The 26,270-nt window shown below is 54.3% G+C and carries 25 protein-coding genes; 8 read left to right on the top strand and 17 right to left on the bottom strand.

Annotated features, from left to right (window positions below; genetic code table 11):
* Positions 1–9: 9 nt before the first annotated feature.
* Together AL01_RS01015 and AL01_RS01010 are read right to left on the bottom strand one after the other, a co-directional pair.
* The gene (locus tag AL01_RS01015) at positions 10–1,899 is read right to left on the bottom strand and encodes a hypothetical protein (RefSeq protein ID WP_077395413.1); all 1,890 of its coding nucleotides are present in this window, start codon (positions 1,897–1,899) and stop codon (positions 10–12) included.
* Positions 1,900–1,903: 4 nt separating this feature from the next.
* Entirely contained in the window at positions 1,904–2,854 is a 951-nt protein-coding gene (locus tag AL01_RS01010) for a mitochondrial fission ELM1 family protein (protein WP_077395412.1), read from the bottom strand.
* Positions 2,855–2,922: 68 nt separating this feature from the next.
* Between AL01_RS01010 and AL01_RS01005 the strand changes: the two genes are divergently transcribed.
* Positions 2,923–4,080: a DEAD/DEAH box helicase gene (locus tag AL01_RS01005; protein ID WP_077395411.1), complete on the top strand. Its 1,158-nt coding sequence runs from the start codon at positions 2,923–2,925 to the stop codon at positions 4,078–4,080.
* 59 nt (positions 4,081–4,139) lie between these two features.
* Here the strand turns inward: AL01_RS01005 and glyA are convergent, their stop codons facing one another.
* A complete protein-coding gene (gene glyA, locus AL01_RS01000) occupies positions 4,140–5,435 on the bottom strand; it encodes a serine hydroxymethyltransferase (protein ID WP_077395410.1) in 1,296 nt (431 codons plus the stop codon).
* Between the two features lie 110 nt (positions 5,436–5,545).
* Between glyA and AL01_RS00995 the strand changes: the two genes are divergently transcribed.
* The 5 genes from AL01_RS00995 (at position 5,546) to AL01_RS00975 (ending at position 11,540) form a co-directional block, all read left to right on the top strand.
* A complete protein-coding gene (locus tag AL01_RS00995; protein ID WP_077395409.1) occupies positions 5,546–6,994 on the top strand; it encodes an APC family permease in 1,449 nt (482 codons plus the stop codon).
* A gap of 131 nt (positions 6,995–7,125) precedes the next feature.
* The gene (locus tag AL01_RS00990) at positions 7,126–8,568 is read left to right on the top strand and encodes an APC family permease (RefSeq protein ID WP_077395408.1); all 1,443 of its coding nucleotides are present in this window, start codon (positions 7,126–7,128) and stop codon (positions 8,566–8,568) included.
* A 50-nt stretch (positions 8,569–8,618) separates the two neighbouring features.
* Positions 8,619–10,061, top strand: a complete 1,443-nt coding sequence (locus tag AL01_RS00985) for an amino acid permease (protein WP_077395407.1) — start codon at positions 8,619–8,621, stop codon at positions 10,059–10,061.
* A gap of 92 nt (positions 10,062–10,153) precedes the next feature.
* Positions 10,154–11,149: a porphobilinogen synthase gene (hemB, locus tag AL01_RS00980; RefSeq protein WP_077395406.1), complete on the top strand. Its 996-nt coding sequence runs from the start codon at positions 10,154–10,156 to the stop codon at positions 11,147–11,149.
* Positions 11,139–11,540: a YraN family protein gene (locus AL01_RS00975; RefSeq protein WP_241502641.1), complete on the top strand. Its 402-nt coding sequence runs from the start codon at positions 11,139–11,141 to the stop codon at positions 11,538–11,540. The genes hemB and AL01_RS00975 overlap by 11 nt, the downstream gene beginning before the upstream one ends.
* A 76-nt stretch (positions 11,541–11,616) precedes the next feature.
* Here the strand turns inward: AL01_RS00975 and AL01_RS00970 are convergent, their stop codons facing one another.
* From AL01_RS00970 to purB, 9 genes are all read right to left on the bottom strand, one after another.
* Positions 11,617–11,934 carry a hypothetical protein gene (locus AL01_RS00970; protein WP_077395405.1) on the bottom strand — a complete coding sequence of 106 codons (318 nt, stop codon included), beginning with the start codon at positions 11,932–11,934 and terminating at the stop codon, positions 11,617–11,619.
* A 154-nt stretch (positions 11,935–12,088) separates the two neighbouring features.
* Positions 12,089–12,424, bottom strand: coding sequence for a Grx4 family monothiol glutaredoxin (grxD, locus tag AL01_RS00965; RefSeq protein ID WP_077395404.1), 336 nt, complete (start codon positions 12,422–12,424; stop codon positions 12,089–12,091).
* Positions 12,425–12,442: 18 nt separating this feature from the next.
* Positions 12,443–12,670, bottom strand: coding sequence for a BolA/IbaG family iron-sulfur metabolism protein (locus tag AL01_RS00960; RefSeq protein WP_077395850.1), 228 nt, complete (start codon positions 12,668–12,670; stop codon positions 12,443–12,445).
* 30 nt (positions 12,671–12,700) lie between these two features.
* Positions 12,701–14,944: a phosphoribosylformylglycinamidine synthase subunit PurL gene (purL, locus tag AL01_RS00955; protein WP_077395403.1), complete on the bottom strand. Its 2,244-nt coding sequence runs from the start codon at positions 14,942–14,944 to the stop codon at positions 12,701–12,703.
* Positions 14,944–15,642 (bottom strand): phosphoribosylformylglycinamidine synthase subunit PurQ, encoded by a 699-nt coding sequence (purQ, locus tag AL01_RS00950; RefSeq protein ID WP_077395402.1) that lies wholly within the window; start codon positions 15,640–15,642, stop codon positions 14,944–14,946. Before purQ ends, purL begins: the two co-directional genes overlap by 1 nt.
* Positions 15,643–16,413 (bottom strand): Rap1a/Tai family immunity protein, encoded by a 771-nt coding sequence (locus AL01_RS09455; RefSeq protein WP_241502640.1) that lies wholly within the window; start codon positions 16,411–16,413, stop codon positions 15,643–15,645.
* Positions 16,410–16,652: a phosphoribosylformylglycinamidine synthase subunit PurS gene (purS, locus tag AL01_RS00940; protein WP_077395401.1), complete on the bottom strand. Its 243-nt coding sequence runs from the start codon at positions 16,650–16,652 to the stop codon at positions 16,410–16,412. Before purS ends, AL01_RS09455 begins: the two co-directional genes overlap by 4 nt.
* Positions 16,652–17,413 (bottom strand): phosphoribosylaminoimidazolesuccinocarboxamide synthase, encoded by a 762-nt coding sequence (gene purC, locus AL01_RS00935; protein WP_077395400.1) that lies wholly within the window; start codon positions 17,411–17,413, stop codon positions 16,652–16,654. Before purC ends, purS begins: the two co-directional genes overlap by 1 nt.
* A gap of 107 nt (positions 17,414–17,520) precedes the next feature.
* Positions 17,521–18,852, bottom strand: a complete 1,332-nt coding sequence (purB, locus tag AL01_RS00930; protein ID WP_077395399.1) for an adenylosuccinate lyase — start codon at positions 18,850–18,852, stop codon at positions 17,521–17,523.
* A 224-nt stretch (positions 18,853–19,076) separates the two neighbouring features.
* Between purB and AL01_RS00925 the strand changes: the two genes are divergently transcribed.
* Complete coding sequence (locus tag AL01_RS00925; RefSeq protein ID WP_158075906.1) at positions 19,077–19,715, top strand: TerC family protein; 639 nt, start codon at positions 19,077–19,079, stop codon at positions 19,713–19,715.
* Positions 19,687–21,657, top strand: a complete 1,971-nt coding sequence (locus AL01_RS00920) for a lytic transglycosylase domain-containing protein (protein ID WP_077395397.1) — start codon at positions 19,687–19,689, stop codon at positions 21,655–21,657. Before AL01_RS00925 ends, AL01_RS00920 begins: the two co-directional genes overlap by 29 nt.
* 71 nt (positions 21,658–21,728) lie before the next feature.
* Here AL01_RS00920 and AL01_RS00915 read toward each other — a convergent pair whose 3' ends face one another.
* The 5 genes from AL01_RS00915 to AL01_RS00895 form a co-directional block, all read right to left on the bottom strand.
* A complete protein-coding gene (locus AL01_RS00915) occupies positions 21,729–22,016 on the bottom strand; it encodes a hypothetical protein (RefSeq protein ID WP_143280628.1) in 288 nt (95 codons plus the stop codon).
* A 156-nt stretch (positions 22,017–22,172) separates the two neighbouring features.
* Positions 22,173–22,625: a type II toxin-antitoxin system RatA family toxin gene (locus AL01_RS00910; protein WP_077395395.1), complete on the bottom strand. Its 453-nt coding sequence runs from the start codon at positions 22,623–22,625 to the stop codon at positions 22,173–22,175.
* Entirely contained in the window at positions 22,625–23,605 is a 981-nt protein-coding gene (gene lipA, locus AL01_RS00905) for a lipoyl synthase (protein WP_077395394.1), read from the bottom strand. Before lipA ends, AL01_RS00910 begins: the two co-directional genes overlap by 1 nt.
* 3 nt (positions 23,606–23,608) lie before the next feature.
* On the bottom strand, positions 23,609–25,015 hold the full coding sequence (lpdA, locus tag AL01_RS00900) for a dihydrolipoyl dehydrogenase (RefSeq protein ID WP_077395393.1): 1,407 nt from the start codon (positions 25,013–25,015) through the stop codon (positions 23,609–23,611).
* Positions 25,016–25,017: 2 nt separating this feature from the next.
* Complete coding sequence (locus AL01_RS00895) at positions 25,018–26,268, bottom strand: pyruvate dehydrogenase complex dihydrolipoamide acetyltransferase (protein WP_077395392.1); 1,251 nt, start codon at positions 26,266–26,268, stop codon at positions 25,018–25,020.
* Between the last annotated feature and the right edge of the window lie 2 nt (positions 26,269–26,270).

The following is a 26,270-nucleotide window of genomic DNA, read 5'->3' as shown; positions in this document are numbered from 1 at the left end:
CATTATCCTTCAAAAACCAAACATATGGTCCAGAGAAAAGCCCCCTGCTCCATTCTCCAGCCCATGATAACCAAAGAGACGACAGGTCAAATCCCGTATCAGAACGTAACCACCCTCTCCGGCCTGATGTAACAATTCCGAATCAAACAGATCATCAGGCTTCACCAGATAAGAGCCGGAAGGCTGAATGGTAATGGTCTTCTGCGCCAACTCATGACCATCGACACCATAAAGATACAAACATGTCTGTGAAGGTTGACGCCCCTCACGCAAAGACGTGGGGTAAATCAAGTAACAAAAACTCCGCAACACCCCACCATCAAGCCGCTGACCCAACTTCAGAAATAGCCTGGTCGTCAAACCGGGCGGTGGCCCAGCGTAAGATTGCGGCTCATTTCGCCATGTCATCATGGTGTTGAAGATATGCCCGCCAAAACTTGTCTCTGCGGCATGATCTGTCTGGATATGCCGGTACCGCATCAAGGCATGGGGCCAACCATCTCCATCTCCACCGTCTCGGAAATCATACACTAGTTCCGCATGCCCCGGTTGATCCAGAAGCTCATGCAATGCAATGGCTCCCCTATGATTACGCGGCAAATTCCCTAGAAAATGACTACCACACTCCCGTCCTGATTCATCAAACAGATCAAGCCTCATCGGCATACTCGTAAGTGCCTCGGACATAGGATTGGGTTGTACAAAACTAGTGTAGGATGCCGGATCAGGTACCGGGAAAGGCAATACAAAACCACGCCCTAGCAACGGCGACATGCTACGAATAGCCGGGTCAGGCAGTAGATTGGCACGTTCTACATTCATATGTGCAATGCGGGTCCGCCCCCTCTGCACAACTTCATAACGTGGCCGCACCAGATGCCGCCCTGAACGAAGCTCCAACTGCGCCGGCCACTGTAGGGTCGGAAATAACGCCCCAACATCAACTGCAACGGTCTCATACGGTCCGACAGCCTGTTCCACCGCCCGATGATGGTCTTCCCCCATTGGGTTCAGCGTGATTGCCCCATCAGGAATGGCCGTACCGTGGCTATTCTGCACCCAGAGAAGCACCGTCTCCCCCTTATCCGGTGCAGGCAATGTTGCAAAACGCATGGAAGGCCACGCATTAGCATCATGCGTCACAGAGAGACTGGGGTCTCCATTCCGGCCAAAACTATCCAGAGCATATTTTACAACATCATGCCCCTTCGCCCCGATCACATGGATGAAAAGCTGTCCCGTAAAGTGCGGTAGACCGAACTCCTCCTTCACCTTACGACTATCGATGATCACGCCCCCATTGGGGTCTTCCACCTCTTGGTACCATTCCGCCATGATGTGACCAGAGCCATCAAACAATCGAAGCCAATAGCGGATCTCTGTTGCGCCGTAACTCGACCAATAATTCGCCGTAACCAATCTTGTGCTGAAATGCTCCGTCTCCCGGAAGAACGCAAAATTAGTCGCAAAATTGCATTTATCCAGATAAGGCCGCTGATATGGCAAAAAGTCATCCGGTAGCTTTGCTTCGCCCAACGTGTAAAGAGGCTTCCCCCCTAGAACACCCTCAAGACGGGCCCTCATTCTGGCATCATCAAATGAAAGAGCCAGTACGGCATCCACCTTGATCTCAGCCAGATGCACGATGGCTCTTTTCTGACCGCCCAATCCATCAGGCTGCCCGACCTGCTCGCTATCATGGGTCAGCATAACAGCCGGCTGGATAGCCGGATATAATCCATGGACTGTCTGCAGATAATTATCCGGGTCATAGACAGCAAGCGTCTTGCCCGTAAGCCTCTGCTCAAGTGCCTTCATCGCATCAACAGCCAAAGGATGGGACAGGGCCTTGTAAAGGACATTACCCCCCTGCGGGCCAAATGTCTCTATATCCAGCATAAGGTTATCCTTCCTGACTGAATTGGATACGATGATGTATTTCATCAGCCGCCAATGTAGTATCGTCAAGTCTTTCGCAGGGCATAAATGATATGTTCCTTAAAGAAGACTGAACACGTCCCGCTTTTTCAAGTATGGTTACGAAGCGTTCTATCCGGGATGACCGCCCCTTTAGAGGGAGAATACATACGGGCTTTTCCGTCGCCACCGCCTCTGACATCATGGAAACACTATCCTGCGTAACTGCCAGCACATCAGAACAAGCCAATACCCCCATATAGGGGTTTTCTCCTCCGTCCCCTTCCATCACGACAGCACCCAGAGGCGCCAAACGCTCTTGAAAAACAGCTAAAGCCCGACGGGACGTACGCCGGGAAGGTGTCAACACACAACGGGCATTCGTCAATCTCATGAAAGCAGCCAGTTCATCCGATAAAGCAACAGCTTCAGCTTCTTCCAACCTATAACGCCCATTCGAACCGCCAATCAGCACACCAAGAACCTGCTGCGCCCCTGCACGGATGCACTCTTGCCATTGCCCGACAGCTTGATCCAAACGGGCCGGTGTGGCGTCATGCATGGCCGTACGGACTGACAGCACATTCGGCCCTACAAGGCGGTCATGCTGACTAGCCACAACAAGGGCAAAGGGAGAGAGTTTTGCCCGTGGATGCTGTATCTGCACTACAGGCAATCCATAGTGTTTACCCAAAGCTGCCCCGGCAACAGCACCTTTCCCCCCCACACTAATGATGAGACGGGTTGAAGGGGCAAGGTTGAATGGGGCAAATAGACCCAGAGCATGCGGCCAAAAACGGACGGGCAAACGTGAGACCAATTTTTCCTTGTTAATAACAACAGGATGAAACGCCCACGAAAACCCCGCCCGCTCTGCCAAACCTCGCCCCTGCGACCTCATCCCGGCAAAATCTTCGGCTATGATGGCTGCGTGCATTCCTAATCTCCTCCGGGTATGGTCCCGTCCATCACACCAACATCCTTCTTCTGGCAAGACTGATCTTCATGACACAAACAGATTTCACGGACCTTGGCCTTTCCGGCCTACTTATTCAGGCTGCTCATAAAGCAGGCATGACAAGGCCAACGCCTATCCAGCAGCAAGGTATCCCTCCCCTTCTGGCAGGCCGTGACGTTCTTCTGCCCGGACAGACCGGCACAGGAAAAACTGCCGCCTTTGTCCTCCCTGCTCTCCAGAAGCTGGCCAGCCTCAAACAAGAAGAAACAGCCGATTCTATTCCTCGAGTTCTGATACTAGAACCTACCCGGGACCTCGCCATGCAGACAGCTAGCGTCTGCCGTCAACTTGGCCGCCAGCTTCCCCTCCGCACACGAGTGATCTGCGGTGGCGTGCCTCGTGAGCAGCAGGCCCTTTCTCTGGCGCAGGGAGCCGACATCATCGTTGCCACGCATGGGCGGCTTCTAGATTTTGTGGAAAAAGGCGAGCTGTCGCTAGAACATATCGTCTATCTAGTACTGGATGAAGCAGACCGCCTTCTTGATGAAGAATTTTCGGCCAGCATGACAGCTCTTGTGCCCTATATTGCTGACCGCCCCCAGACTATCTTCTGTTCGGCCACCTTGCCGGAGCCTGTCATGGCGTTAGCGAAACGGGTTACGAAAGACCCCGTTCGTGTCGAACCCGGTGAAGAGGAAGTCACGCCACGGCGCATCCGCCAGCAAGCCCTATTCATCACAGAATCACAGAAAGAACCGCTCCTTCTGACAGTACTAGAGCGGTCAAAGATACAGACTGGCTCCAAAACGGGCCGGGTCATCATTTTCACGAAAACGAAGCAGAAAGCCGATTCTGTTGCAAAGCTGCTAAGAAAAGCCGGGTATAAAGCTATCGCTCTTCACGGTGGCCAAACACAGGGCGACCGGAAGAAAACGCTTGAGCGTTATCAGACGCAGGCTAATTCCATTCTCGTGACAACGGACATTGCCGCCCGGGGCTTGGATATTGATGATATCCAGCTGGTCGTGAACATGGACCTACCACAGACGCCAGAACTCTACATTCACCGCATCGGCCGAACAGCCCGTGCAGGAAAACAGGGCCGGGCCGTTACCTTCGCTACGCTAGATGAACGGACCCGCCTGCGAGATATCGAAAAGCACATCCAATACCGTATCCGCATCATTACAGCGGAAACACTATAGGAATAGCTTTTCCGGGGTGGCATGACTGTTACGTCATGCCACCTCTGCTTCAGCCTTAATCAGGCAGAGGCACGATCATAGATCGGGAAGCGAGCGCACAGCTCCTTCACATCCTTGCGGATACGCTCGAAAGTAGCGTCATCATTCTCATCAGCGCTCAACACGGCATCAATCATGCGAGCCACCTGACGGAACTCTGCCTCACCGAAGCCACGGGCCGTAGCAGCCGGGCTACCCAGACGCACGCCGGAGGTCACGAACGGCTTTTCAGGATCGAACGGCACAGCATTCTTGTTAGCGGTAATGCCAGCACGCTCCATAAGGGCTTCGGCCTTCTTGCCGGTCACCTTCTTGGGGCGCAGGTCCACCAGCACGAGATGAGTATCCGTACCACCCGTCACGATGTCGAACCCACATTTCAGAAGCTCATCAGCCAGCGCACGGGCATTGGCCTGCACACGCTGCTGATACTCCTTGAACTCACCCTGCAGGGCCTCACCAAAGGCTACAGCCTTACCAGCGATGACGTGCATCAATGGGCCACCCTGAAGACCAGGGAACACCGCGGAGTTGATCTTCTTAGCAATATCCGCATCGTTGGTCATGATGATACCACCACGGGGGCCACGCAGCGTCTTATGTGTCGTGGAAGTCGTGATATCAGCATAAGGAACCGGGCTCGGATAAATACCGGCAGCCACCAGCCCGGCGAAATGGGCCATGTCCACCATCAGGTAAGCACCGACCTCATCAGCAATCTTGCGGAAACGGGGGAAGTCGATCACGCGGGGATAGGCAGAGCTACCAGCCACGATGATGCGAGGCTTATGCTCACGGGCCAGACGTTCCATCTCCTCATAGTCGAGCAGACCGTCTTCACCACGCACGCCGTACTGCACAGCATTGAACCACTTACCGGAATAGTTCGGGGCTGCACCATGGGTCAGGTGACCACCAGCGGCAAGGCTCATGCCAAGGATGGTATCACCCGGCTTTGCCAGTGCCATAAAGGCTGCCTGATTGGCATTGGCACCAGAATGCGGCTGAACATTGACGAATTCAGCACCGAAAAGCTTCTTCAGACGATCAATGGCAAGGTTCTCGACCTTGTCCACATCAACGCAGCCACCATAATAGCGGCGGCCCGGCAGACCCTCGGCGTATTTGTTGGTCAGGACGGAACCCTGAGCTTCCATTACGGCGAAGGACGCCATGTTCTCAGAAGCGATCAGCTCGATGCCATCCTGCTGACGTTCAAGCTCGGCATTCAGAATTGCACTGACCTCATGATCACGCTCTTTAAGAGCGGCATGAAAAAAAGAGTGCAGACCGGCCTGGTTGGTGCTTTTGGACATTGTCATCCATACTCCCCGCAAAAAAACTCTTTTCTTTCTATAGGCGCGAGAGCCAAGCGCGTCTATCGTTGCACGTTAATTACGTTTAAAAAATGCGAGAGTGTCCTTCAATGACCTTGCCCTTCTGGCAAACCAAACAAGTTCCCCCTCCAGAGAGCCAAAATAACGGGCTGAAACGTGTGTTCGGCCCGTGGCGTCTCATCGCCATGGGCGTTGGTGTTACCGTCGGGACAGGTCTTTTCTCCCTCACGGGTGTTGCCGCTGGCCAAAATGCAGGGCCAGCAGTGGTTATCTCCTTCCTCATCGCAGCCATTGCGGCCAGTTTTGCTGGGCTTTGCTATGCCGAGCTAGCCGGGATGCTGCCTGCCGGTGGCTCGGCCTATGCCTACGCTTATGCCGGACTTGGTGAGATTGTAGCGTGGATCATCGGCTGGGACCTGATCCTTGAATATACGGTCGGGGCCGCTGCCGTGGCTTCCAGCGCTTCAGGTTATATCGCTTCCCTCCTCAAGGGATGGAACATCATTATTGATCCACGATTACTCAACCCACCGGGAACCACCGTCACTATGCCAGATGGCCATACAGTGCAGGCATGGTGCAATGCTCCGGGGATGCTCCTCCTCTTCATCATCACCCTCATGCTGATGCGGGGGACCAACTTCTCCGTTCGTCTTAACTCATTGGTTGTGTTGATCAAGATTCTTGTCATTGCCGGCTTGATCATCGTCTGCACGCCTTTTGTTGATACCAGCCACTTCCACCCCTTCATCCCTGCTAATACGGGAGAATTCGGGCAGTTTGGTATCAGCGGGATCATGCGTGCCGCCGGGATGGCCTTCTTTGCCTACGTCGGTATTGATATTGTCTCCACAGCGGCGCAAGACACAAAAAATCCCCAGCGTAACATGCCGATTGGCATTCTGGGCAGCCTGCTGACCTGTGCCGTTATCTATGTCGTCTTTTCCACCATTCTTGTTGGCGTGGTGGACTATCACACCCTCGCCCATGACCCCAGCCCCGTTGCCACAGCCATGGACAAGATCAATATGCCTTGGATGGCGGTTCTGGTGAAAATCGGCATTACGTTTGGCTTTATCTCCGTCCTGTTTGGTTTGCTCATCGGACAAAGCCGCATTGCTATGAACATGGCTGAAGACGGGTTGCTTCCCTCCTTCATTGCCCGCCTTCATGAGGGTACCCGCACCCCATGGACGGCACACATCGTCACCGCCGTGGCTGCTGCTTTGCTGGCCGGCTGCGTCCCCATCGCTACTCTGGGAGAAATGACCTCCATTGGAACGCTACTAGCCTTCGTCATCGTCTCGGCTGGCGTTACGGCTCTACGTCTCCGGGCCCCGGATGCACCACGTAGTTTCCGTGTACCGGGTGGGCCGTTTGTGGTTCCCCTGCTGGGCATTATCTCCTGCGGCATCGTTATGGGGTCCATGAGCGGTCTAACATGGGTCCGCCTACTGGTCTGGTTGGTTCTAGGGTTCTGTGTCTATTTCGCTTATGGCATCAGAAAAAGCCGGTTACGCAATAACTCTATCAATTAGGGTAGAAATTTATAATATTATTCCATAGAAGAGGGCTCACTATAGATGTGATGCCCTCTTAGGGTGCCGCCTCTGTCTGAAATAACAACCAGAACAGATCAGAACCGACCTGACATGGAATCTTCTTCACCATGATGTCATCCCTCTGGCGCAAGAAAGCCATCACCTCCTCAACTTCTACCCAAACGGGGCTGAAACGCATTTTCGGCACATGGCAGCTTATTGCCATCGGTGTAGGCGTGACCATTGGGGCCGGTCTCTTCTCCCTTACAGGTGTGGCCTCCGGCCTCTATGCCGGTCCAGCCATTCCTCTTGCTTTCCTCATTGCTGCCATAGCCGCCAGCTTTGCTGGTCTCTGCTATGCTGAACTGGCTGGGATGATCCCTTCTGGAGGGTCGGCCTATTCCTACGCCTACGCTGCCTTAGGTGAGTTTGTAGCGTGGGTCATCGGCTGGGATCTGATCCTTGAATATACTGTTAGCACGGCTGCCGTGGCTTCCAGTTGGTCCGGTTATATGACCTCTTTCCTCAAGGATTGGGGCATCGTCATAGACCCGAGGCTATTACACCCGCCCATGACACTGGTAGAACTGCCTGACGGTCATATGGCCCATGCATGGTTTAATGCGCCTTGTCTGTTTATTCTCTGGCTCGTCACCACCATGCTGACACGGGGCACAAAAGAATCTTCCCGGATGAACGGCCTTATTGTCGGTATCAAGGTCTGCGTGCTGGTCGGTCTGGTCGTGGCTTGTCTTCCGCACATTCAGATGGCCCATTTCCACCCCTTCATCCCCCCCAATGAAGGTCATTACGGGGAGTTCGGTTTTAGTGGCGTCATGCGGGCGGCGGGAATGGCCTTTCTGGCCTATATCGGCTTCGATATCGTCTCTACGGCAGCTCACGATACAAAAAACCCTCAGCGATCGATGCCTATTGCCATTCTGGGCAGTCAGATCATCTGTGCCATCGTCTATGTTGTCGTGTCTGCCGTGTTGGTTGGCGTGGTGGATTATCACCATTTTGCGCATGATCCGAGCCCGGTTGCTACCGTCATGGATGTCGTCAATCTGCCGTGGCTCAGCTTGCTCATCAAAGGGGGTATCTGTCTGGGGTATGTCTCGGTCGTTTACGGCCTACTGATGGGGCAGAGCCGTATTCTAATGAGCATGTCTCAAGATGGCCTGCTACCTGCCTTTTTCCGCCGGATGCACCCCAAGAGCCACACGCCAGTCCCGAGCCATATGCTCAGCTTCCTTGCAAGCGGTCTACTGGCCTGCTGCCTGCCTATTGATATTCTGGCCAATATGGCCTCCATCGGCACACTAACGGCCTTCGTAATCGTCTGCGCAGGCGTCATTGCCCTGCGCTTCACAGCGCCCGATGCTCCCCGTACTTTCCGCCTGCCAGGTGGCCCTCTGCTTATTCCATCTTTGGGCATTATTTCTTGCGGCAGCGTCATGCTCTCCATGAGCCTCATCACATGGGGACGCCTAATTCTCTGGTTAGCCATTGGTGCCATCATTTATTTCACTTATAGCATACGGCACAGTCATCTCAGGGCGGACGACTGAACGGCGGCCCCCTTTTCCAGACGACACTGCAACATCGTGGAGCAAAGTGCATGAGACGGCCTTTCTGGCGTACCAAACCGATACAGACAGCAGCCTCTAATATGGGGCTGCACCGTGTACTGGGCCCTTGGCAACTAGTTGCCCTTGGAGTTGGTGTTACCGTTGGGGCAGGCCTGTTCTCCATGACAGGCGTTGCTGCTGGTCAGTATGCTGGTCCAGCTGTGACGCTCTCCTTCATAATCGCTGCCATTGCCTGCGCCTTTGCCGGTCTCTGCTATGCTGAGCTGGCAGGCATGATTCCCGAAGCAGGCTCTGCCTATACCTATGCTTATACCTCCATGGGGGAAGGCATTGCGTGGATCATAGGCTGGGACCTTATTCTAGAATATACTGTCAATGCCTCCACGGTAGCCTCCAGCTGGTCCGGCTATTTTGGAACTCTGCTGCATCAGATCGGCATCCCGCTTGATCCCCGCCTACTGGCTCCCACCGGGGCCTCTATCATGATGCCTGACGGACAATTTGTCCGCGCCTGGTTCAATGCCCCTGCCGTCTTTATCATCTTCGCTGTGACTGGACTGCTAATGTATGGCACCAGAGGGTCCAGCAAGATCAATATGGCGATCGTTGCGCTTAAGTTGCTGATCATTGGCAGCGTGACAGTCATCTGCCTACCACACATTAAGTCCGCTAACCTTCATCCCTTCATCCCCACCAATACGGGACAGTTTGGGGCCTTTGGGCCAAGTGGTGTCATGCGGGCCGCTGGCCTTATCTTCTTTGCCTATATCGGTTTTGACATCGTCTCCACTGCAGCACAGGACAGTCATAATCCTCAACGGAATATCCCGCTGAGTATTCTGGGAAGTCTGGTCCTTGCCGCCCTCATTTACGCCATCTTCTCATTCGTGATTGTTGGTGTGGTCAATTATCGGACGATGCTGCATGACCCGAACCCTGTAGCAACCGTTCTGCACAGCCTTCATATCCCGTGGTTCTCTGCCCTAATCACATTCGGTATTGCTCTGGGCTATATTTCTGTCATCTACGGGCTGCTCATGGGCCAGAGCCGTATTTGCCTTTCCATGGCCAAGGACGGCCTGTTGCCATCACTCTTTGAAAAACTGAATGAGCGCAGCAAAACCCCTTGGAGTTCGCACATTCTCACCGCCGTGGTTGCCAGCATTCTAGCTGCGTGCTTGCCTATCGATATTCTCGGCAAGATGACATCCATCGGGACATTGCTTGCCTTCATCATCGTCTGCTTCGGCGTGATGTTCCTGCGGTTGCGTCAACCCAATGCTGTACGCCGCTTCCGGACGCCCGGTGGTCCGTTCCTAGTGCCAATCCTTGGTATCCTGTCCTGCGGCACTGTCATGCTCGCCATGGACCTCATGACATGGGTCAGACTGGCCCTATGGCTGCTCATTGGTCTAGGGGTCTATGCTTGCTATGGCCTGCATCATAGCCGCCTGAAGCATAAACAGCACTAAGAAGCAGTTCCTATCTCGGAAAAGCCATCCTCTTTGTGAGGGTGGCTTTTTTAGTCTGGTCAGACGAAAGTTCAGAAGGCATCATGCCGAGCATGATGATGCATTCTTTCCCTCATACCCGCCTACGCCGTAATCGCCATGATGAGGCCACACGCCGCCTCGTCAGCGAAACACACTTACATGTCGATAACCTCATCTGGCCGATTTTTGTCTGTGAAGGCGAAAAACAGCGCCAGAAGGTAAAAGCCATGCCGGGTGTCGAGCGTGTTAGCCTCGACTTATTGGCAGAACATGTTCGTCCAGCGGTGGAACTCGGAATCCCCGCTGTCGCTCTCTTCCCTGTCACCCCGATGGAGATACGGGACGAGGTGGGCACAGAAGCCCTAAATCCCGATAACCTCATGTGCCGCGCAGCCCGGACCTTGAAAGCAGCCTACCCCGAGCTTGCTCTAGTTGGGGATGTGGCTCTGGACCCCTACACCTCCCATGGCCACGATGGGCTGATCCGGGATGGCCAGATTCTCAATGATGAATCTGTAGAGGTTCTTCGCCAACAGGCACTCAACCAAGCACGGGCTGGCATTGATATTATCGCTCCTTCCGACATGATGGATGGGCGCATCAAAGCTATTCGTTCAACATTAGATGAGAACGGCTATCAGACAACTCGCATCATGGCCTATGCTGCCAAATATGCGTCTGCCTTTTATGGGCCGTTCCGCAATGCTCTCGGGTCCGACGCCCTTCTCGGTGGGGACAAAAAAAGTTACCAAATGGACCCAGCCAACAGCGATGAGGCCCTCCGTGAAGTCGCCATGGACCTCGCTGAAGGAGCTGACATGGTTATGGTCAAACCCGGTATGCCCTATCTGGATATCATCCGCCGGGTACGTGACAATTTTGCGGCACCAACATTCGCTTATCAGGTGTCCGGTGAATATTCGATGATCATGGCGGCTATTGAAAATGGCTGGCTAGACCGTGAAAAGACCATTCTGGAAAGCCTGATGGCCTTCCGGCGTGCAGGATGCCACGGTATTCTCACCTACTTCGCTGTCGAAGCAGCCCGCCTCCTGCGTGCCCGCTAAGCAGTATCCTGCTGCCCCGCCTCTCCATCGTAAGAAGCGGGGCAGCTTGGCCTATCAATCAGGCAAAGATGCTGAAGAGTTGGCCGCAAATTTTCTAGCCAGACAAGGCTATAGCCCTCTAGCACGCAGATTGAAAACACCCTGCGGAGAAATTGATCTTCTTGTCGCCAATGATGAATGGCTGTTGGCTATTGAGGTTAAACAGCGCACAACCTTAACAGAAGCTCGATACGCTCTCTCCCCTCGCCAAAGCCAGCGTTTACTACGGGCTTTTTCCTTCATCATCGACACACGGCCAGACTGGCAACGACCCAACACTCGGCTGGACGTTCTCGTTGTCAATAAAACGGGAACTATCGAACAGATAGAAGACGCTCTTCGCCTGTACTGAGACACAGGCACAAAAAAACCACGAGTCTAATGCAGACCCGTGGGATTTTCTATTTCATTCTCACAAGGAGACGAGCTCACCCGCGGCGATGATGTGTATTCCGCCGATGCTTGCTAACCACGTGCCCACGGAAGGCCACAGTACGAACGGCAACACCCCGGTGATAATGCGAAGCAGCAAAGCGCATCGCTGCACCAGAATGTGTATGGGAGGCTGAACGATGAGCCACCGTTACATGATGAAAAGCTGACGGCGGAGCAATAAGAGCACTGAAGGTCAGTTTACTTGCTTCATGTTCCGTCAGAATACGATCCGCATGGGCTGCGGGAGCGGATGCTAACCCTGCACACCCCAGAAGCCCAAAAAGAACCCCTCCCTTAAGGGATTTCACCATGTCTTCAACCCTCCACCTTTTCCCATTGCCTCGTCACAACGGGAACAGCCCTCATCTTACAAATAGTCGTCAAGTCTAACCATAGAAGGACGGAGAAAGCAACGCCCGAACTCTAGGCCAACTTTTATTTAATGAGGACTATTCCCCTCCGAAATTAGCCTTCGTTCTTCAACAGGCCCTTTTCGGACAGCAGGCTCTCAAGCTCGCCACTCTGATACATATCAGTGACGATATCGCACCCGCCAATGAACTCACCCTTCACATAAAGCTGCGGGATCGTCGGCCACTGGGAGAAATCCTTGATTCCCTGACGCATTTCCGGGCTCTCAAGCACGTTCTCTGTCTCAAAATCCACACCTACATGGGTAAGAATCTGCACGACACGAGCGGAGAACCCACATTGCGGGAACTGCTTGTCACCCTTCATGAAGAGCATTACAGGGTTTTTGTCCACCAAAGACTGGATGGTCTGAAAAACAGCCTCGTTCATTTGATCATGTCCTCTCGATCAACCAGGGATGCGTGTCTTCACGGCCAAAGCGTGTAGCTCCGTCCCGACACGATCCCCGAAAGCCTCATAAACCAGCTTATGCTGTTTTACCCGTGGCACACCACGAAACGTTTCGCTGACGACCTCACAGGCGAAATGATCGCCATCACCTGCGAGGTCTTCAACCACAATCTCTGCATCAGGAAAAGCCGTACGAAGGGTCTTTTCAATCTCTTCTGCCGTCATCATGGTCGAAACCTCCCTATCTGCGTTTCCTCAGGATATTTCATCCAGATGCACGACCGAAGCAGCGTCTTCTTCTTGCCCAATAAAACGGGGGAAGAAAGAACCATGCTGCTGACGAAGATGCTGAACTGACACAGTCATGACACCATCAAGCGCCAACGCATCCCCGCCGATACGCCCCAGACGAGACACCGGCACACCAGCCACTTTCGCAGCCTTCATCACCGCATCAGCCTGCTTTGTGGCCAGCACATACCGAGCCTGATCTTCAGCAAACCAGTAAACATGTTCTGGCAGCCCGGCTGGACCCTTCTCTAGAACACATCCTGTATTGCCAGCCATGGCCATCTCGGCCACTGCAACAATCAAGCCGCCATCTGCCACATCGTGACAAGCCTCAACAGCACCATGCTGAATCTGCTCGCGCACAAAATCACCGTTCCGGCGTTCTACGGCAAAATCAACTGAAGGCGGAGCACCCTCCTCACGACCGAGGATCTCCTTCAGCCACATGGACTGACCGAGTTCCCCCTTCGTCTCACCAACAAGGAGAAGCTCACCATCCTGCGGCATCGCCAGACCAACGGCTTTCTGCACATCATCCAGAACACCCACACCACCAATCACGGGGGCCGGCTGGATAGCCGTTACTGAGCCATCATCACCACGGGTCTCGTTATACAGAGAGACGTTACCACTGACGACCGGGAAATCCAGCGCGCGACCTGCATCGCCAATACCTTTTACGGCTTCAACGAACTGAGTCATGATGCGCGGATTTTCCGGGCTGGCAAAGTTGAGGTTATCTGTCATGGCCAGAGGCTTGGCACCTGTAGCTGTCAGATTACGCCATACTTCCAGCACGGCCTGTGCACCACCAATGTAAGGGTCAGCCTGACCATAACGTGGCGTGCAGTCCGTTGTCATAGCGAGGCCACGATTTGTTCCCTCGACCCGGACAATAGCTGAATCAGCACCACCGGGGCGTTGTACGGTCTGCCCGCCAACACCGCTATCGTACTGGTTCCATATCCATGCACGAGATGCCCCATTGGCACCCGCCAGAAGGCGGCTCAGCCCCTTCTCGATACCACACGGATCGACCGGAGGAACCAGAGCAGGCTGACGCTCATACGGCACAGTCGGACGGTCATAAATGGGGGCTTCATCAGCCAGCGGACCAAGCGGAATGTCCGCCTCGACCGTCCCGTTATGCCGTACTGTAATCCGCCCGCTATCTGTCAGTTTACCGACAATAGCGAAATCCAGTTCCCACTTCTCGAAGATCTTGCGAGCCTCTTCTGTCCGGTCTGGACGAAGCACCATGAGCATACGCTCCTGGCTCTCCGAGAGCATCATTTCATAGGCGTGCATGTTGGCTTCACGCTGCGGGACGTGGTCAAGGTCCAGATCAATCCCGACGCCACCCTTGCTAGCCATTTCTACGGCGGATGAGGTCAGCCCGGCGGCACCCATATCCTGAATAGAAATCACCGCATCGGTTGCCATCAGCTCAAGGCAGGCTTCCAGCAGCAGCTTTTCGGTGAAGGGGTCTCCCACCTGCACAGTGGGCCGCTTGGAGCTAGATTCGGAATCGAACTCAGCCGAAGACATTGTCGCCCCGTGAATACCATCACGGCCCGTCTTGGAACCGACATAGACAACAGGGTTACCCACACCGGCAGCAGCCGAGAGGAAAATACGGTCCTGACGGGCAATCCCGACCGTCATCGCATTAACCAGCGGATTACAGTTGTAAGAAGAGTGGAAGTTCACCTCTCCACCAACGGTTGGCACACCCATGCAGTTGCCATATCCGCCAATCCCACGGACGACTCCATCCACAACACGCTTTGTGTCTTTATGGGCAGGGTCACCAAAACGCAGAGCGTTTAGGTTGGCGATGGGCCGGGCACCCATCGTGAATACATCGCGCAGGATGCCGCCTACACCTGTGGCTGCCCCCTGATAAGGTTCGATGAATGATGGGTGATTGTGGCTCTCCATCTTAAAGACGGCTGCCAGACCTTCCCCAATATCAATCACGCCAGCATTTTCACCCGGACCATGAATGACCCACGGTGCCTTGGTCGGCAGTGTCTTCAAATGAAGGCGAGATGACTTATAAGAACAATGCTCCGACCACATAACGGAGAAAATACCAAGCTCTGTCAGGCTTGGTGTCCGCCCCATGATGTTCAGAACGGTCTCGTATTCATCATCTTTCAGACCGAAAGAGCGTGCAAGCTCAATATCAACAGGTGCTGTTGTCATCAGCCCAGTGCCTCCATGATCCCAGTAAAGAGCGGTAGACCGTCCGTACCGCCGAGGATCTCTTCCGTCAGATTTTCAGGATGCGGCATCAGACCACAGACACGGCGATTCTCGCTTAAAACACCGGCAATAGAACGGGCACTGCCGTTCATGTTCACATGCTCGTCACTGTCTTTTACATGCCCCTCTGCCGTGCAGTAACGGAACGCAACACGCCCCTCACCTTCCAGACGATCCAGCATGTCAGGAGCGGCCGTATAGTTGCCATCCCCATGAGCCATAGGCGCACGGAAAACATCACCGTGCTTCCAACCGGATGTGAAAATACTGTCACGCCCTTCGACTTTGAGATGACAATCCTGCGACAGAAAACGCATACCCGCATTACGCAGGAGGGCTCCCGGCAACATCTGAGCTTCCGTCAAAATCTGGAAGCCGTTGCACACGCCGAGGACATACCCCCCCTTTTCCGCAAACCGACGTACGGCCTGCATAATGGGTGAGTGAGCCGCCATGGCCCCACTCCGCAGATAGTCACCAAAGCTGAAGCCACCCGGAAGAACGATCAGATCAAGCCCATCGACATTGTCCTGTTGATGCCAAAGCATCCGCGGGGCCTTGCCGGATACCACCCGGAAGGCCTGAGCCATGTCACGCTCCCGATTAGTACCCGGAAAAACGACGATACCTGTTTTCATTTACTGTTTACCGTCCCCTGACTGACCCACTGGTGCCGATACGATAGGCCGTATCGTGGAAGAACACGGATAATTGTCATGCAGAGCCCGGTAAATACCACGCCCAGCTGGCTCGCTCATGGCATCGTCATGACCTGCATACCAGCCAACAACCAGAGCCCGAAGCTGTGCCCCCCGAATCTCCTTCGGCACGCAGAAAGCCACCGGTGCATGAACACCCTCAACCGTGGAATAATTGCGGGCCCAGACTTCACTGTCCATTGTGCCGGCCAGATAACCGTCACAGGCTAGCAGACCACTATCATGCGTACACATGGAGACGAGACCACGCCCCGGCAGAGACGAAATATTCTGAGCCTCGGCACGCTGCTCAACATACATGCCAGCCATCCCTGTAGGGCAGGTATAGTTGTCATGAAGAGCCTGATAGACAGCACGGCCAGCAGGCTGGCTAGCTGAACTATCATGTCCGGCCAGCCAACCGACCACGACAGACCGCACCTGAATTCCCTTGATCCCCGCTGGGAGGCAGAAAGCCGTTGCAGGACGGGAGCCAACCAGAGCTCCGAAGCTCTGAGACCAAGCAGCACCATCTACCACACCGGCCAGATAGGCACCACAAGCCGCACGCTTGGACTCTTTGTGGCAGAGGCTGCTCAGGTCTTCACCTGAAAGGGCGGAAATACGCTGCGCATGAGCCGCTGTCCCTAAAAACACGCAGGCCACGCTAAAAAGCAGGGCAAACCCTGTTTGTCGAATAGGCTTCTTCATCCGGCTACCTCTACGTGGAAATCCTCGATAACCTCGTTCGCCAGAAGGGCACGGGCCATTTCAGCCCCCTTCACCTTGGCTTCTTCGGCATTATCGGCCTTCACCTGCAGATCCACAACACGGCTGATCCGCACATCAGCAGCTCCCTCGAAACCGAGAGAATGCAGTGCGTGTTCTACCGCTTTGCCCTGTGGGTCCAGCACACCATCCTTCAGAGAAACAAAAACCCTGATCTTCATTACACGCCCTCCGCAGCTACGTTCTCACCTTGTCCATGTTCCGGAAGAATACCAAGGCGACGAGCTACTTCCTGATAAGCCTCGCCTACCCCCCCCATATCCCGACGGAACCGGTCTTTGTCCATTTTCTCCTGTGTTCGGCTATCCCACAGGCGGCAATTGTCTGGCGAAATCTCATCAGCCAACACGATGCGCATTTCATCACCCTGCCAGAGACGGCCGAACTCCAGCTTGAAATCAACCAGCGTGATGCCAACACCCGTAAATAGACCACACAGAAAATCATTCACCCGTAGTGCGAGGCTCTGAATCTCCTCAAGCTCCTGCGGATGCGCCCAACCGAAGGTGGCGATGTGTTCTTCAGAAATTAGCGGGTCATTCAGCTCGTCATTCTTGTAGTAATATTCCACAAGAGTGCGGGGCAGACGCTCGCCTTCCGGCAGACCAAACCGTTTGGAAAGAGAGCCCGCCACGACATTACGGACCACGACCTCTAGCGGAATAATCTCCACTTCCCGCACCAGCTGCTCACGCATGTTCAGGCTACGGATGAAGTGCGTGGGGATACCCATCTCCCCCAAACGCTGCATCAGATATTCACTGATCCGGTTATTGAGGACACCCTTACCGGTAATAACGCCGCTCTTGGCCCCATTACCAGCCGTTGCATCATCCTTGAAGTACTGAACAACCGTTCCCGGTTCTGGTCCTTCAAAAATGATCTTGGCTTTTCCCTCATAAATCTGACGACGGCGAGCCATGTCATTTAATCCTTACTCGATGCACCTACAGGCTGTCCGGGTACCTTAGCACAGCTAAATACCCTTAGACGAGCCTGTGATCAGGCCGGAGGACCCGGCCACATTATTCAGCCGAAAACGCGGGTAAATATCTGGTCCACGGCACGAAGATGCCGTGCTGGGTCCAGTGCATCATCAAGCACGGCCTTTTCAACCCGCTGAGCCACTTCCGGGTCTGCTTCCAGATTTTCACGGAAGGTCCGGCCTTCTGGTGTGCCGAGTTTCGTCCATGTTGCCATGGCAGCACGCTGGACAATACGGTAGGCATCCTCACGGGAAATACCTGCACGGGCCAATACCAGAAGAACCTCGCCGGAATGGACCACACCACCCAGGCTTTCCACATTGGCGATCATCTGATCCGGATAAACTACCAGTTTCTCCATCATCCCGGAGAGACGGGCCAAAGCGAAGTCCAACGTAATTGTGCCATCCGGGCAGATGTTCCGTTCCACAGAAGAATGGCTGATGTCACGCTCATGCCAAAGGGCCACATTCTCCAATGCCGGGGTGACATAAGAACGGATTAGACGGGCCAAACCAGTCAGATTTTCGGAAAGCACCGGATTCCGCTTATGCGGCATGGCCGAGCTACCCTTCTGCCCCGCATGGAAGAACTCTTCAGCCTCACGCACTTCAGACCGCTGAAGATGACGAACTTCTGTTGCCAGCCGTTCAATCCCGCTAGCAATGACACCCAAAGCACAGAAGAATGCTGCGTGACGGTCCCGAGGAATCACCTGCGTGGAAACGGATTCTGCCTTCAGCCCCAGACGCTCGGCCACATATTCCTCAACCTCTGGTGCAATGTGGGCATATGTCCCCACGGCACCGGAAATCGCACAAACGGCAATTTCTTCACGTGCCACCTCAAGACGGCGGCGATTACGGGCGAACTCGGCATAATGCCCAGCCAGCTTCTGGCCGAAGCTCATCGGCTCGGCGTGAATCCCGTGGCTACGGCCGATGGTAACAGTCTGCTTATGCTCATAGGCACGCTTTTTCAGCGCAGCGAGGAGGATGTCCATATCCTCCAGTAGCAGATCGGTCGCCTGTGTCAGCTGTACGGCAAGGCACGTATCCAGAACATCAGAAGACGTCATGCCCATATGGACAAAACGGCTTTCCGGCCCGACTTTCTCTGCCAGCCATGTCAGGAAGGCGATGACATCGTGGCGGGTCTCGGCCTCGATCTCGTCAATGCGTGCCACATCGGCATCAGAAAACGCCGCCATGGCCTCATCACCCTTTGTGCGGATAATTTTGGCGGCTTCCTCCGGTATCTCCCCTCTACGGGCAAGGGCCTCACAGGCCAGAGCCTCAATCTCGAACCAGATGCGGTAACGATTGACCGGGGACCAGATGGCCGTCATCCGAGGACGGGAATAGCGGGGAACCATGACGTAACTCCTGCAGGAAAAGCAATCCTGCCCTGATTACCCCAAATACCCCCTCTTTGCCCAGAGCTAACGGGGAAAAGAGGCAGCTTTTGCAGGAGTAAGACACAGGATAGCTTTCACGATCCTCTACAGAAATGATCATTTTTCCACATCAGGAACCATTTCTGTCTATAATGGCGGATCGAACGATACAGGCCGGACACTGCAACACGATAAGTGCGATCATGTCTTTTTCCTATTTCATCCTAATGGTCTGTCTGACCATTCTCCTGAATCTAGCCCTCAGCGGCTACAATGTGGTCATTCTCAAAAAGATCATAGATAGCATCAGGCCAACCGGCACTGATGAGACGCTCCATTCTCAAGAAACGCAAACAGAGATACAGCACTACCGGCGACAAGCCCTGCTGTTTGGCACGGCTCTGGCTGCATTCCTCAGGATCGGGCTAACACTGATCCTGAGCGATCTTCTCGTCTTTTCCTATACCAAGGTTGTAGCTGGCATCCTGCTGCTATGGACGAGCTGGACCCTATACCGTGCTCTCACCACCTCCGCCCCAGAGGAGGCGAGCAGCCACTTAACCAGCCTAGCCGAGGCCATACCCAAGATTATCATTGCTGATCTGGCCCTCGGGCTGGACAATATTCTTGCCGTTGCCTGCGTCTCGATTCATCACCACACCATCCTCATTATCGGGCTGGTCATCTCCATCCTATTCATCACCGTTGGTGTCATACACACACCGACTCTCCTGCTTCGTATGCGTTGGCTTGGATGGGTGGGGCTTGTGATCATGATCGGCCTAAGCGTGCATCTTCTCTATCAGGGCTACCATGATATCCGCTTCCCCATTGCCAACTAACCCATCTGAGAGGTCTCGCTGGATTGCCGCCACCTTCCTAATGGCGGCCGCCCTATTCTGCCCAACCACAAGCGCATGGGGAGATAGTGCTAGATCGCTGGAAGATGAGCTTGGGGTAAGCACTACCAGTCATCCATCATCATCTTTGTCTCGACTCACTGAATGGAAAGCTTTGACAGCCCCAAACGGGGGGGCCTATCCGGCACAGCGTTATGCAGATTTTCTCCGCCAACAACCCGCTTGGCCTTTACAAAAACGCATCGAAAGTCGGTATGAACACGCCCTGCTGGCCGATAATTCAGCACAAACCCGGCAGAATCTATGTTCTGCTTTTCCTATAACACGCAGCGACCTTCTTACCGCCTGCGCTTCCTACCTTTCAAACCTTCCCTCACAGGTTAGGCGGCTCTGGCGAGAAGCGGATATGACTTCCGGGGAAACGGCCCTTTTTCTCTCCCGCTTTTCATCCTATCTCACTCCCGCTGATGATCTGAAACGCTACGAACGGCTAGAGCGTACAGGGCCAGTCTCGCTAGCCCGACAGCAGCTACAACGGACCCCTCCTGCCTTACGGCCTATTCTAACGGCACGGCTGGCTAATCGCTTTGCTACAGCAGAGGCAGATACTACCTTCCAGAACATCGCATCTAACAATGATGCCATGTTGCTTTATTACAGAGTGAAATATCTCCGCCTCCATGACCGTCTGGATGAAGCTACTCGGCTCTGGCAGCAGCCACCTCCCAAAACATCCACAGGCTACCTCTCCGTCCCTACAACGGTGCAATGGCAGGATGAACGGACAAGTTTTGTCCGTACCCTACTTCGTACAGACAGAAGCGATGCAGCACAGACGGGATTTGCCCTACTGAACGCTCTTCCCGCCTCAGAACAAACGCCAGATAGCCACCTCATGGCCGGGTACATTGCCCTCACTCTGCTACATACCCCGAATCAGGCCATTCCACATTTCCAAGCTTTGGCAGCAGAAACAGACTTAAACCATCGTGCCACCGGCCTCTATTGGCTCGCTCGCAGCGTGGAAAATCAGCACCCCGATCAAGCTACATCTCTTTACAAAAAAGCAGCAGCACTCCCGACAACCTTTTATGGGCAAATGGCCCTTGCACGGCGGGCACACACGGCGTTGCTATCAACCACTAACCGGGACATGCGTTTCCTTACACCATTCAAACAACAATTAGCGGCCCTTCCCCCCATACCAACCGGCAACAAACGCCTGCCGCGCCCTGATCTAGTGGACGCAGCAACACAGCTCCAACAAGCCGGTGATCGCAAAAATGCCACCCTGTTCCTGAGCTATCTTCTGGGAAGAACACAAAACGATAAAACGGTGCAACCTACCATTGCCCGACTGGCCGTTACACTTAGCCTACCCAAACCTTCTATTCTGGCGGCCCGGCAACTCGCACGACAGGGTATCGCCTTTTATCCGGGCGGCTATCCCTCACCCAGTGTCATATTCCCCACATCTTTACCCCGGAGTCTCATACCTGCTCTGATCCGTCAGGAAAGCAGCATGGACGAACAAGCCATCAGCCCCCGCCACGCATTGGGGCTTACCCAGCTTCTCCTCCCTACAGCCATACAGACAGCAAAGCATCACTCCCTCTCGTACCGTCTAACATCATCTGCCGACCTGCTAGACCCGAACATCAATACGGTACTTGGCAGCCTCTTTATGGAGGACCTCCATAATCGTTTTGGGCAGGTTCTCCCTTATACACTCGCCGCCTATAATGCCGGGCCAGGCCGTTCCAAACAGTGGCAGGAGCAAATGAACAGCCCCACTTCTCCTACCCTTGCTGACGAAGACAAGCTGTTACGCTGGATTCTGCTCATCCCCTATAAAGAGACGAGGCTCTACATCGAGCATATTGTGACGGATATGTCCCTTTATACCGTTCTTTTGGATCACTGACCTCCAAAACAGCATATAAAAAAAGCGGCCCCATAAGGGACCGCTTCTTCACTGCCAGAAACAGGTCTGGATCAGTTAGCCGGAGCTGCTTCCGGTGCCGGAGCAGCAGGCTGAGCCGGAGCTGCCGGGGCCGGGGTAGCCGGCTGGGACTTCTGCAGGGAAGATGCGTTCAGATCATCAGCAGCCTGCGGAGCCTTGCCGTCTTCCTTCTTCTGGCCGTGCTTCATGTTGCACTTCTTACCATGATGATGGTGGCCGTGATGATGAGCTGCACCTGTGTGAGCATCAGCAGCGAAAGCCGGAGCAGCAGCAGCCGTCAGGCCGATCAGAGCAATAGCAGAAAGGGAAAGCTTCTTCATAAAATCCTCCTCAATCATCCTTCCATGTGATGACGTGGACAGTGTAGGACGAATAATTCTTCAAGACAATCACACATCCATAAAAGAAATATTACATAAAAAACAGCTTCGTACGTATCCATCCCATCATCAGGCGATAAGAACGTTTTATGAGAGCTACCTACCTATTTCTCCCTTGGGCGGACCATAAATTTTCCCGGCACGTGTAATGAAGGCCTTCACCATCAGCCGAACACCCTCATTAAAAACCATGCCGATAGCATTCCTCAACAGACGGGACCGAAACTCAAAATCCACGAAGAAATCGACACGGCATCCCTGCCCTTCCGGCGTGAAGGTCCAAACATTCTTAAGATGTTTAAAAGGTCCACGCTCATAGCCCACAATAATACGATGAGGACGCTCCAACCGAACACGGCTAGTATAGCTCTCCCGGAAGGGACCAAACCCGATGGTCAGGTCCGCCAGTAGCTCATCTTCTGTCCGAGAGCGAACAACAGACCGTACACACCACGGCAGAAACTCGGGATATTTACCCACATCCGCAACGAGATCGAACAGCTGTTCGGCAGAATAAGGAATGACTCGCTGTTCAGCATGTGTCGGCATCAGTTCTGACCTTTTTCCAGACGGTGCGCCCGTGCCTCACGCAGTTCGGCAAAGTCCCTATCTGCATGGTAGGATGATCGAGTCAGAGGGGAAGAACTGACCTGAAGGAAACCCTTTGCACGAGCCATCGCCCCATATTCGGCAAACTCATCCGGCGTGACAAAGGACTTCACAGCCGCATGTTTAACCGTTGGCTGTAAATACTGACCCAGTGTCAGAAAATCGACATCCGCAATCCGGAAATCATCCATCACCTGTGCAACCTCCATCTTTTCTTCTCCCAGCCCCAGCATCATGCCAGACTTTGTGAAAATGGAAGGATCAAGTTTTTTGGCGTCATCAAGAAGACGGACAGACTGATAATAACGGGCTCCCGGGCGGATACCCGGATATAACCGGGGTACAGTCTCGATATTATGGTTGAAGACATCCGGCCGGGCTTCCACCACTACCTCCAACGCCCCCGGCTTCCGTAGGAAGTCAGGCGTCAGGATTTCAATAGTCGTCCCGGGAGAAGCGGCACGAACCGCCGCAATCACATCAGCGAAATGCTGCGCTCCACCATCGGGCAGGTCATCACGATCTACTGACGTGATGACCACATGTTTTAGCCCCAGTTTGGCAACAGCCTCGGCTACATGGGCAGGTTCGTCCGGGTCCAGCTTATTAGGTAGACCGGTCGTAACATTACAGAAGGCACAGGCCCTCGTGCATATCTCGCCCATGATCATCATGGTCGCATGGCGCTGGGACCAGCACTCCCCGATATTCGGGCAGGCTGCTTCCTCGCAGACGGTCGCCAGACCATGCTTGCGCATCAGCTCTCTTGTTTCATCATAGGCAGGATTATTGCCCGGTGCCTTCACCCGTATCCATGAAGGTTTCTTCTGAATCGGGTTATCCGGCCGATGGGCTTTTTCTGGATGCCGTATGGCCGCCATACGTTCCCGCTGATGGTTGATAACAATACGCTGAACCATGAATCAGATGTGCAGAGCACCCTCATAAGCTGCAAGGACAGCCTCATGCATCGTCTCGGAGATGGTCGGATGCGGGAAGACTGTTTCCATCAGCTCGGCATCGGTCAGTTCACCCGTACGAGCGATGACATAACCCTGAATCATCTCCGTGACTTCGGAGCCGATCATATGAGCACCAAGCAACTCACCTGTTTCAGCATCGAAGACCGTCTTCGTCATGCCTTCAGGCTCACCCATGGCAACAGCCTTACCATTGGCTAGGAAGGGGAAACGCCCGACACGGACCTTATAGCCCTCTGCCTTGGCCTTCTCTTCGCTTAGCCCCACAGATGCCACCTGCGGCCGGGCATAGATGCAGCCCGGAATATTACGAGCATGGAGAGGCTCCGGAGAGCGGCCACTGATCTTCTCGACACAGATCACGCCCTCATGGCTTGCCTTATGCGCCAGCCACGGCGGAGCCGCCACATCACCAATGGCATAGATACCCGGCTCACCGGTCCGACAGAACTCGTCCGTCTTGATATGGGAGCGGTCAACCTGAACCTTTGTCCCTTCAAGACCGAGGTCTTCCACATTACCGACAATACCAACGGCGCAGATCACACGATCTACCGTCAGCTCAACCTTGCCCTTGGCTGTCTCGATGGTGGTGGAAACCTCGTTAGCACCTTTCTTCAGCGGGCCAACTTTCGCACCTGTGTGGATGGTCATGCCACGCTTCTCAAAGGCTTTATGAGCCTGCGCGCTGATCTCGGCATCTTCTGTCATGAGGATGCGATCGGCCACTTCGGCGATCGTGACCTCACAACCCAGATCACGGTAAAAAGATGCAAACTCGATACCGATCGCACCGGAACCAATCACCAGCAGACGCTTAGGCAGCGTATCCGGCGTCATGGCTTCACGGGCACCCCAGATGAGCTTGCCATCCGTCTCCAGACCGGGGAGCTGACGCCCCCGTGCACCTGTTGCCAGAATGACATGAGGCGCACGAATCTGCCCCGTTTCCTTGCCATCCTTCGTGATAGAGACCTTGTGGGCCTCACCAGCACGACCGGCCAGCTTGCCACGGCCATCAAAAGTCTTGACCTTGGCCTTTTTCAGAAGATGAGCAACACCCTTACCCATTCTCTCCGCCACGCCACGAGAGCGCTTCACGATGGCAGCGAGATCAAAGGAAGGCTGACTAGCAGACAAGCCATACTCCTGAAGGTGGCCCAGCGTATGATACACCTCTGCAGAACGCAGTAGGGCCTTTGTGGGGATACACCCCCAGTTAAGGCACACACCGCCCATATGGGTGCTCTCTACCAGAGCCACATTCATACCAAGCTGGCTGGCCCGCAGGGCAGCCACATAGCCCCCCGGACCGCCACCGATCACAATAAGATCAAAAAGGTCAGACATGATCACAGCACCAGAGAGTAAGGGTTCTGAATGAGGTCACGCAGCACATTGAGCCACTGCGCGCCGAGAGCACCATCCACGGCACGATGATCCACCGAGAGCGTGGCCGTCATGACGGTTGCCACAGCCAGCTCTCCATCCCGCACCACAGGGCGTTTCTCGCCCGAAGCAACTGCCAGAATAGCAGCCTGCGGCGGATTGATGATGGCGGCAAAGTCCTTCACGCCGAACATGCCCATGTTAGAGATGGAGAATGTCCCGCCCTGATAATCCTCTGGGGAGAGCTTACCGTCACGAGCACGGGTTGCAAGGCTGCGGGCCTCCTGACTGATCTCCTTGAGGCTCTTACGGTCGGCCTGACGGATAACCGGTGTCACCAGCCCATCCGGTACAGAGACAGCCATGGAAATGTCCACATCCTCAAAATGCAGCATTTCGCTCTCAGTGAACTGGACGTTCAGACCCGGCAGTTTCTTCAGGGCCAGAGCCACAGCTTTGATCATCATGTCATTGACAGAGATCTTGCAGCCTTCAGCCTCCAGAGCCTTGTTCAGCTTGCTACGTAGAGCCAGCAGAGCATCAAGCTCGATATCAACCGACACATAGAAATGCGGAACCTGCGTTTTAGACTCCGTCAGGCGGCGGGCGATGACCTTCCGCATACCGGAATGCTTCACATGCTCGACATGACCCGCTGCCGGTACTGCGGCAGGAGCGGTGGAAGCAGCAGCAGGCTTCTGATCCTTTGCCTTGTCCACATCACGGCGCAGAATGCGACCATTAGGGCCTGTCCCAGTCAGGCTGGCAATATCGACCCCATGCTCTTTAGCAATGCGGCGAGCCAGCGGAGAAATGAAGATACGCTCACCTTTGCCTGCGTCAGCCGCAACAGACTTTTTGTCAGGATCGAAAGAAGAAATTTCGATCGGGGCCGGTTTTTCATCCTTGGCCTCGACTTTCTTCTCCGGCTCCGGTTTCGCCTCAGCGGCCGGAGCGGATGGGACATCCTCGCCCTCTTCCACCAAAATGGCGATCGGGGTCTTCACGGCCACATGGTCCGTCCCTTCCGGGATGAGGATTTTCCCAAGGATTCCCTCGTCCGCAGCTTCCACTTCCATGGTTGCCTTGTCGGTTTCAATCTCAGCGATCACATCGCCAGACTGGACCATGTCACCCTCTTTTTTAAGCCAGCGGGCGACCGTGCCTTCTGTCATGGTCGGAGACAGAGCCGGCATTAAGATATTGATTGCCATTG

This window comes from Bombella intestini, assembly GCF_002003665.1.
GTDB lineage: Bacteria > Pseudomonadota > Alphaproteobacteria > Acetobacterales > Acetobacteraceae > Bombella > Bombella intestini.
This window is presented reverse-complemented; position numbering and strand designations above follow the sequence as displayed.

What these genes read in the sequence shown, in the direction of transcription:
- AL01_RS01015 (WP_077395413.1), bottom strand. Translation starts at nt 1,899, where the DNA reads ATGCTGGATATAGAGACATTTGGCCCGCAGGGGGGTAATGTCCTTTAC.
- AL01_RS01010 (WP_077395412.1), bottom strand. Translation starts at nt 2,854, where the DNA reads ATGCACGCAGCCATCATAGCCGAAGATTTTGCCGGGATGAGGTCGCAG.
- AL01_RS01005 (WP_077395411.1), top strand. Translation starts at nt 2,923, where the DNA reads ATGACACAAACAGATTTCACGGACCTTGGCCTTTCCGGCCTACTTATT.
- glyA (WP_077395410.1), bottom strand. Translation starts at nt 5,435, where the DNA reads ATGTCCAAAAGCACCAACCAGGCCGGTCTGCACTCTTTTTTTCATGCC.
- AL01_RS00995 (WP_077395409.1), top strand. Translation starts at nt 5,546, where the DNA reads ATGACCTTGCCCTTCTGGCAAACCAAACAAGTTCCCCCTCCAGAGAGC.
- AL01_RS00990 (WP_077395408.1), top strand. Translation starts at nt 7,126, where the DNA reads ATGATGTCATCCCTCTGGCGCAAGAAAGCCATCACCTCCTCAACTTCT.
- AL01_RS00985 (WP_077395407.1), top strand. Translation starts at nt 8,619, where the DNA reads ATGAGACGGCCTTTCTGGCGTACCAAACCGATACAGACAGCAGCCTCT.
- hemB (WP_077395406.1), top strand. Translation starts at nt 10,154, where the DNA reads ATGATGATGCATTCTTTCCCTCATACCCGCCTACGCCGTAATCGCCAT.
- AL01_RS00970 (WP_077395405.1), bottom strand. Translation starts at nt 11,934, where the DNA reads ATGGTGAAATCCCTTAAGGGAGGGGTTCTTTTTGGGCTTCTGGGGTGT.
- grxD (WP_077395404.1), bottom strand. Translation starts at nt 12,424, where the DNA reads ATGAACGAGGCTGTTTTTCAGACCATCCAGTCTTTGGTGGACAAAAAC.
- AL01_RS00960 (WP_077395850.1), bottom strand. Translation starts at nt 12,670, where the DNA reads ATGACGGCAGAAGAGATTGAAAAGACCCTTCGTACGGCTTTTCCTGAT.
- purL (WP_077395403.1), bottom strand. Translation starts at nt 14,944, where the DNA reads ATGACAACAGCACCTGTTGATATTGAGCTTGCACGCTCTTTCGGTCTG.
- purQ (WP_077395402.1), bottom strand. Translation starts at nt 15,642, where the DNA reads ATGAAAACAGGTATCGTCGTTTTTCCGGGTACTAATCGGGAGCGTGAC.
- AL01_RS09455 (WP_241502640.1), bottom strand. Translation starts at nt 16,413, where the DNA reads ATGAAGAAGCCTATTCGACAAACAGGGTTTGCCCTGCTTTTTAGCGTG.
- purS (WP_077395401.1), bottom strand. Translation starts at nt 16,652, where the DNA reads ATGAAGATCAGGGTTTTTGTTTCTCTGAAGGATGGTGTGCTGGACCCA.
- purC (WP_077395400.1), bottom strand. Translation starts at nt 17,413, where the DNA reads ATGGCTCGCCGTCGTCAGATTTATGAGGGAAAAGCCAAGATCATTTTT.
- purB (WP_077395399.1), bottom strand. Translation starts at nt 18,852, where the DNA reads ATGGTTCCCCGCTATTCCCGTCCTCGGATGACGGCCATCTGGTCCCCG.
- AL01_RS00925 (WP_158075906.1), top strand. Translation starts at nt 19,077, where the DNA reads ATGTCTTTTTCCTATTTCATCCTAATGGTCTGTCTGACCATTCTCCTG.
- AL01_RS00920 (WP_077395397.1), top strand. Translation starts at nt 19,687, where the DNA reads ATGATATCCGCTTCCCCATTGCCAACTAACCCATCTGAGAGGTCTCGC.
- AL01_RS00915 (WP_143280628.1), bottom strand. Translation starts at nt 22,016, where the DNA reads ATGAAGAAGCTTTCCCTTTCTGCTATTGCTCTGATCGGCCTGACGGCT.
- AL01_RS00910 (WP_077395395.1), bottom strand. Translation starts at nt 22,625, where the DNA reads ATGCCGACACATGCTGAACAGCGAGTCATTCCTTATTCTGCCGAACAG.
- lipA (WP_077395394.1), bottom strand. Translation starts at nt 23,605, where the DNA reads ATGGTTCAGCGTATTGTTATCAACCATCAGCGGGAACGTATGGCGGCC.
- lpdA (WP_077395393.1), bottom strand. Translation starts at nt 25,015, where the DNA reads ATGTCTGACCTTTTTGATCTTATTGTGATCGGTGGCGGTCCGGGGGGC.
- AL01_RS00895 (WP_077395392.1), bottom strand. Translation starts at nt 26,268, where the DNA reads ATGGCAATCAATATCTTAATGCCGGCTCTGTCTCCGACCATGACAGAA.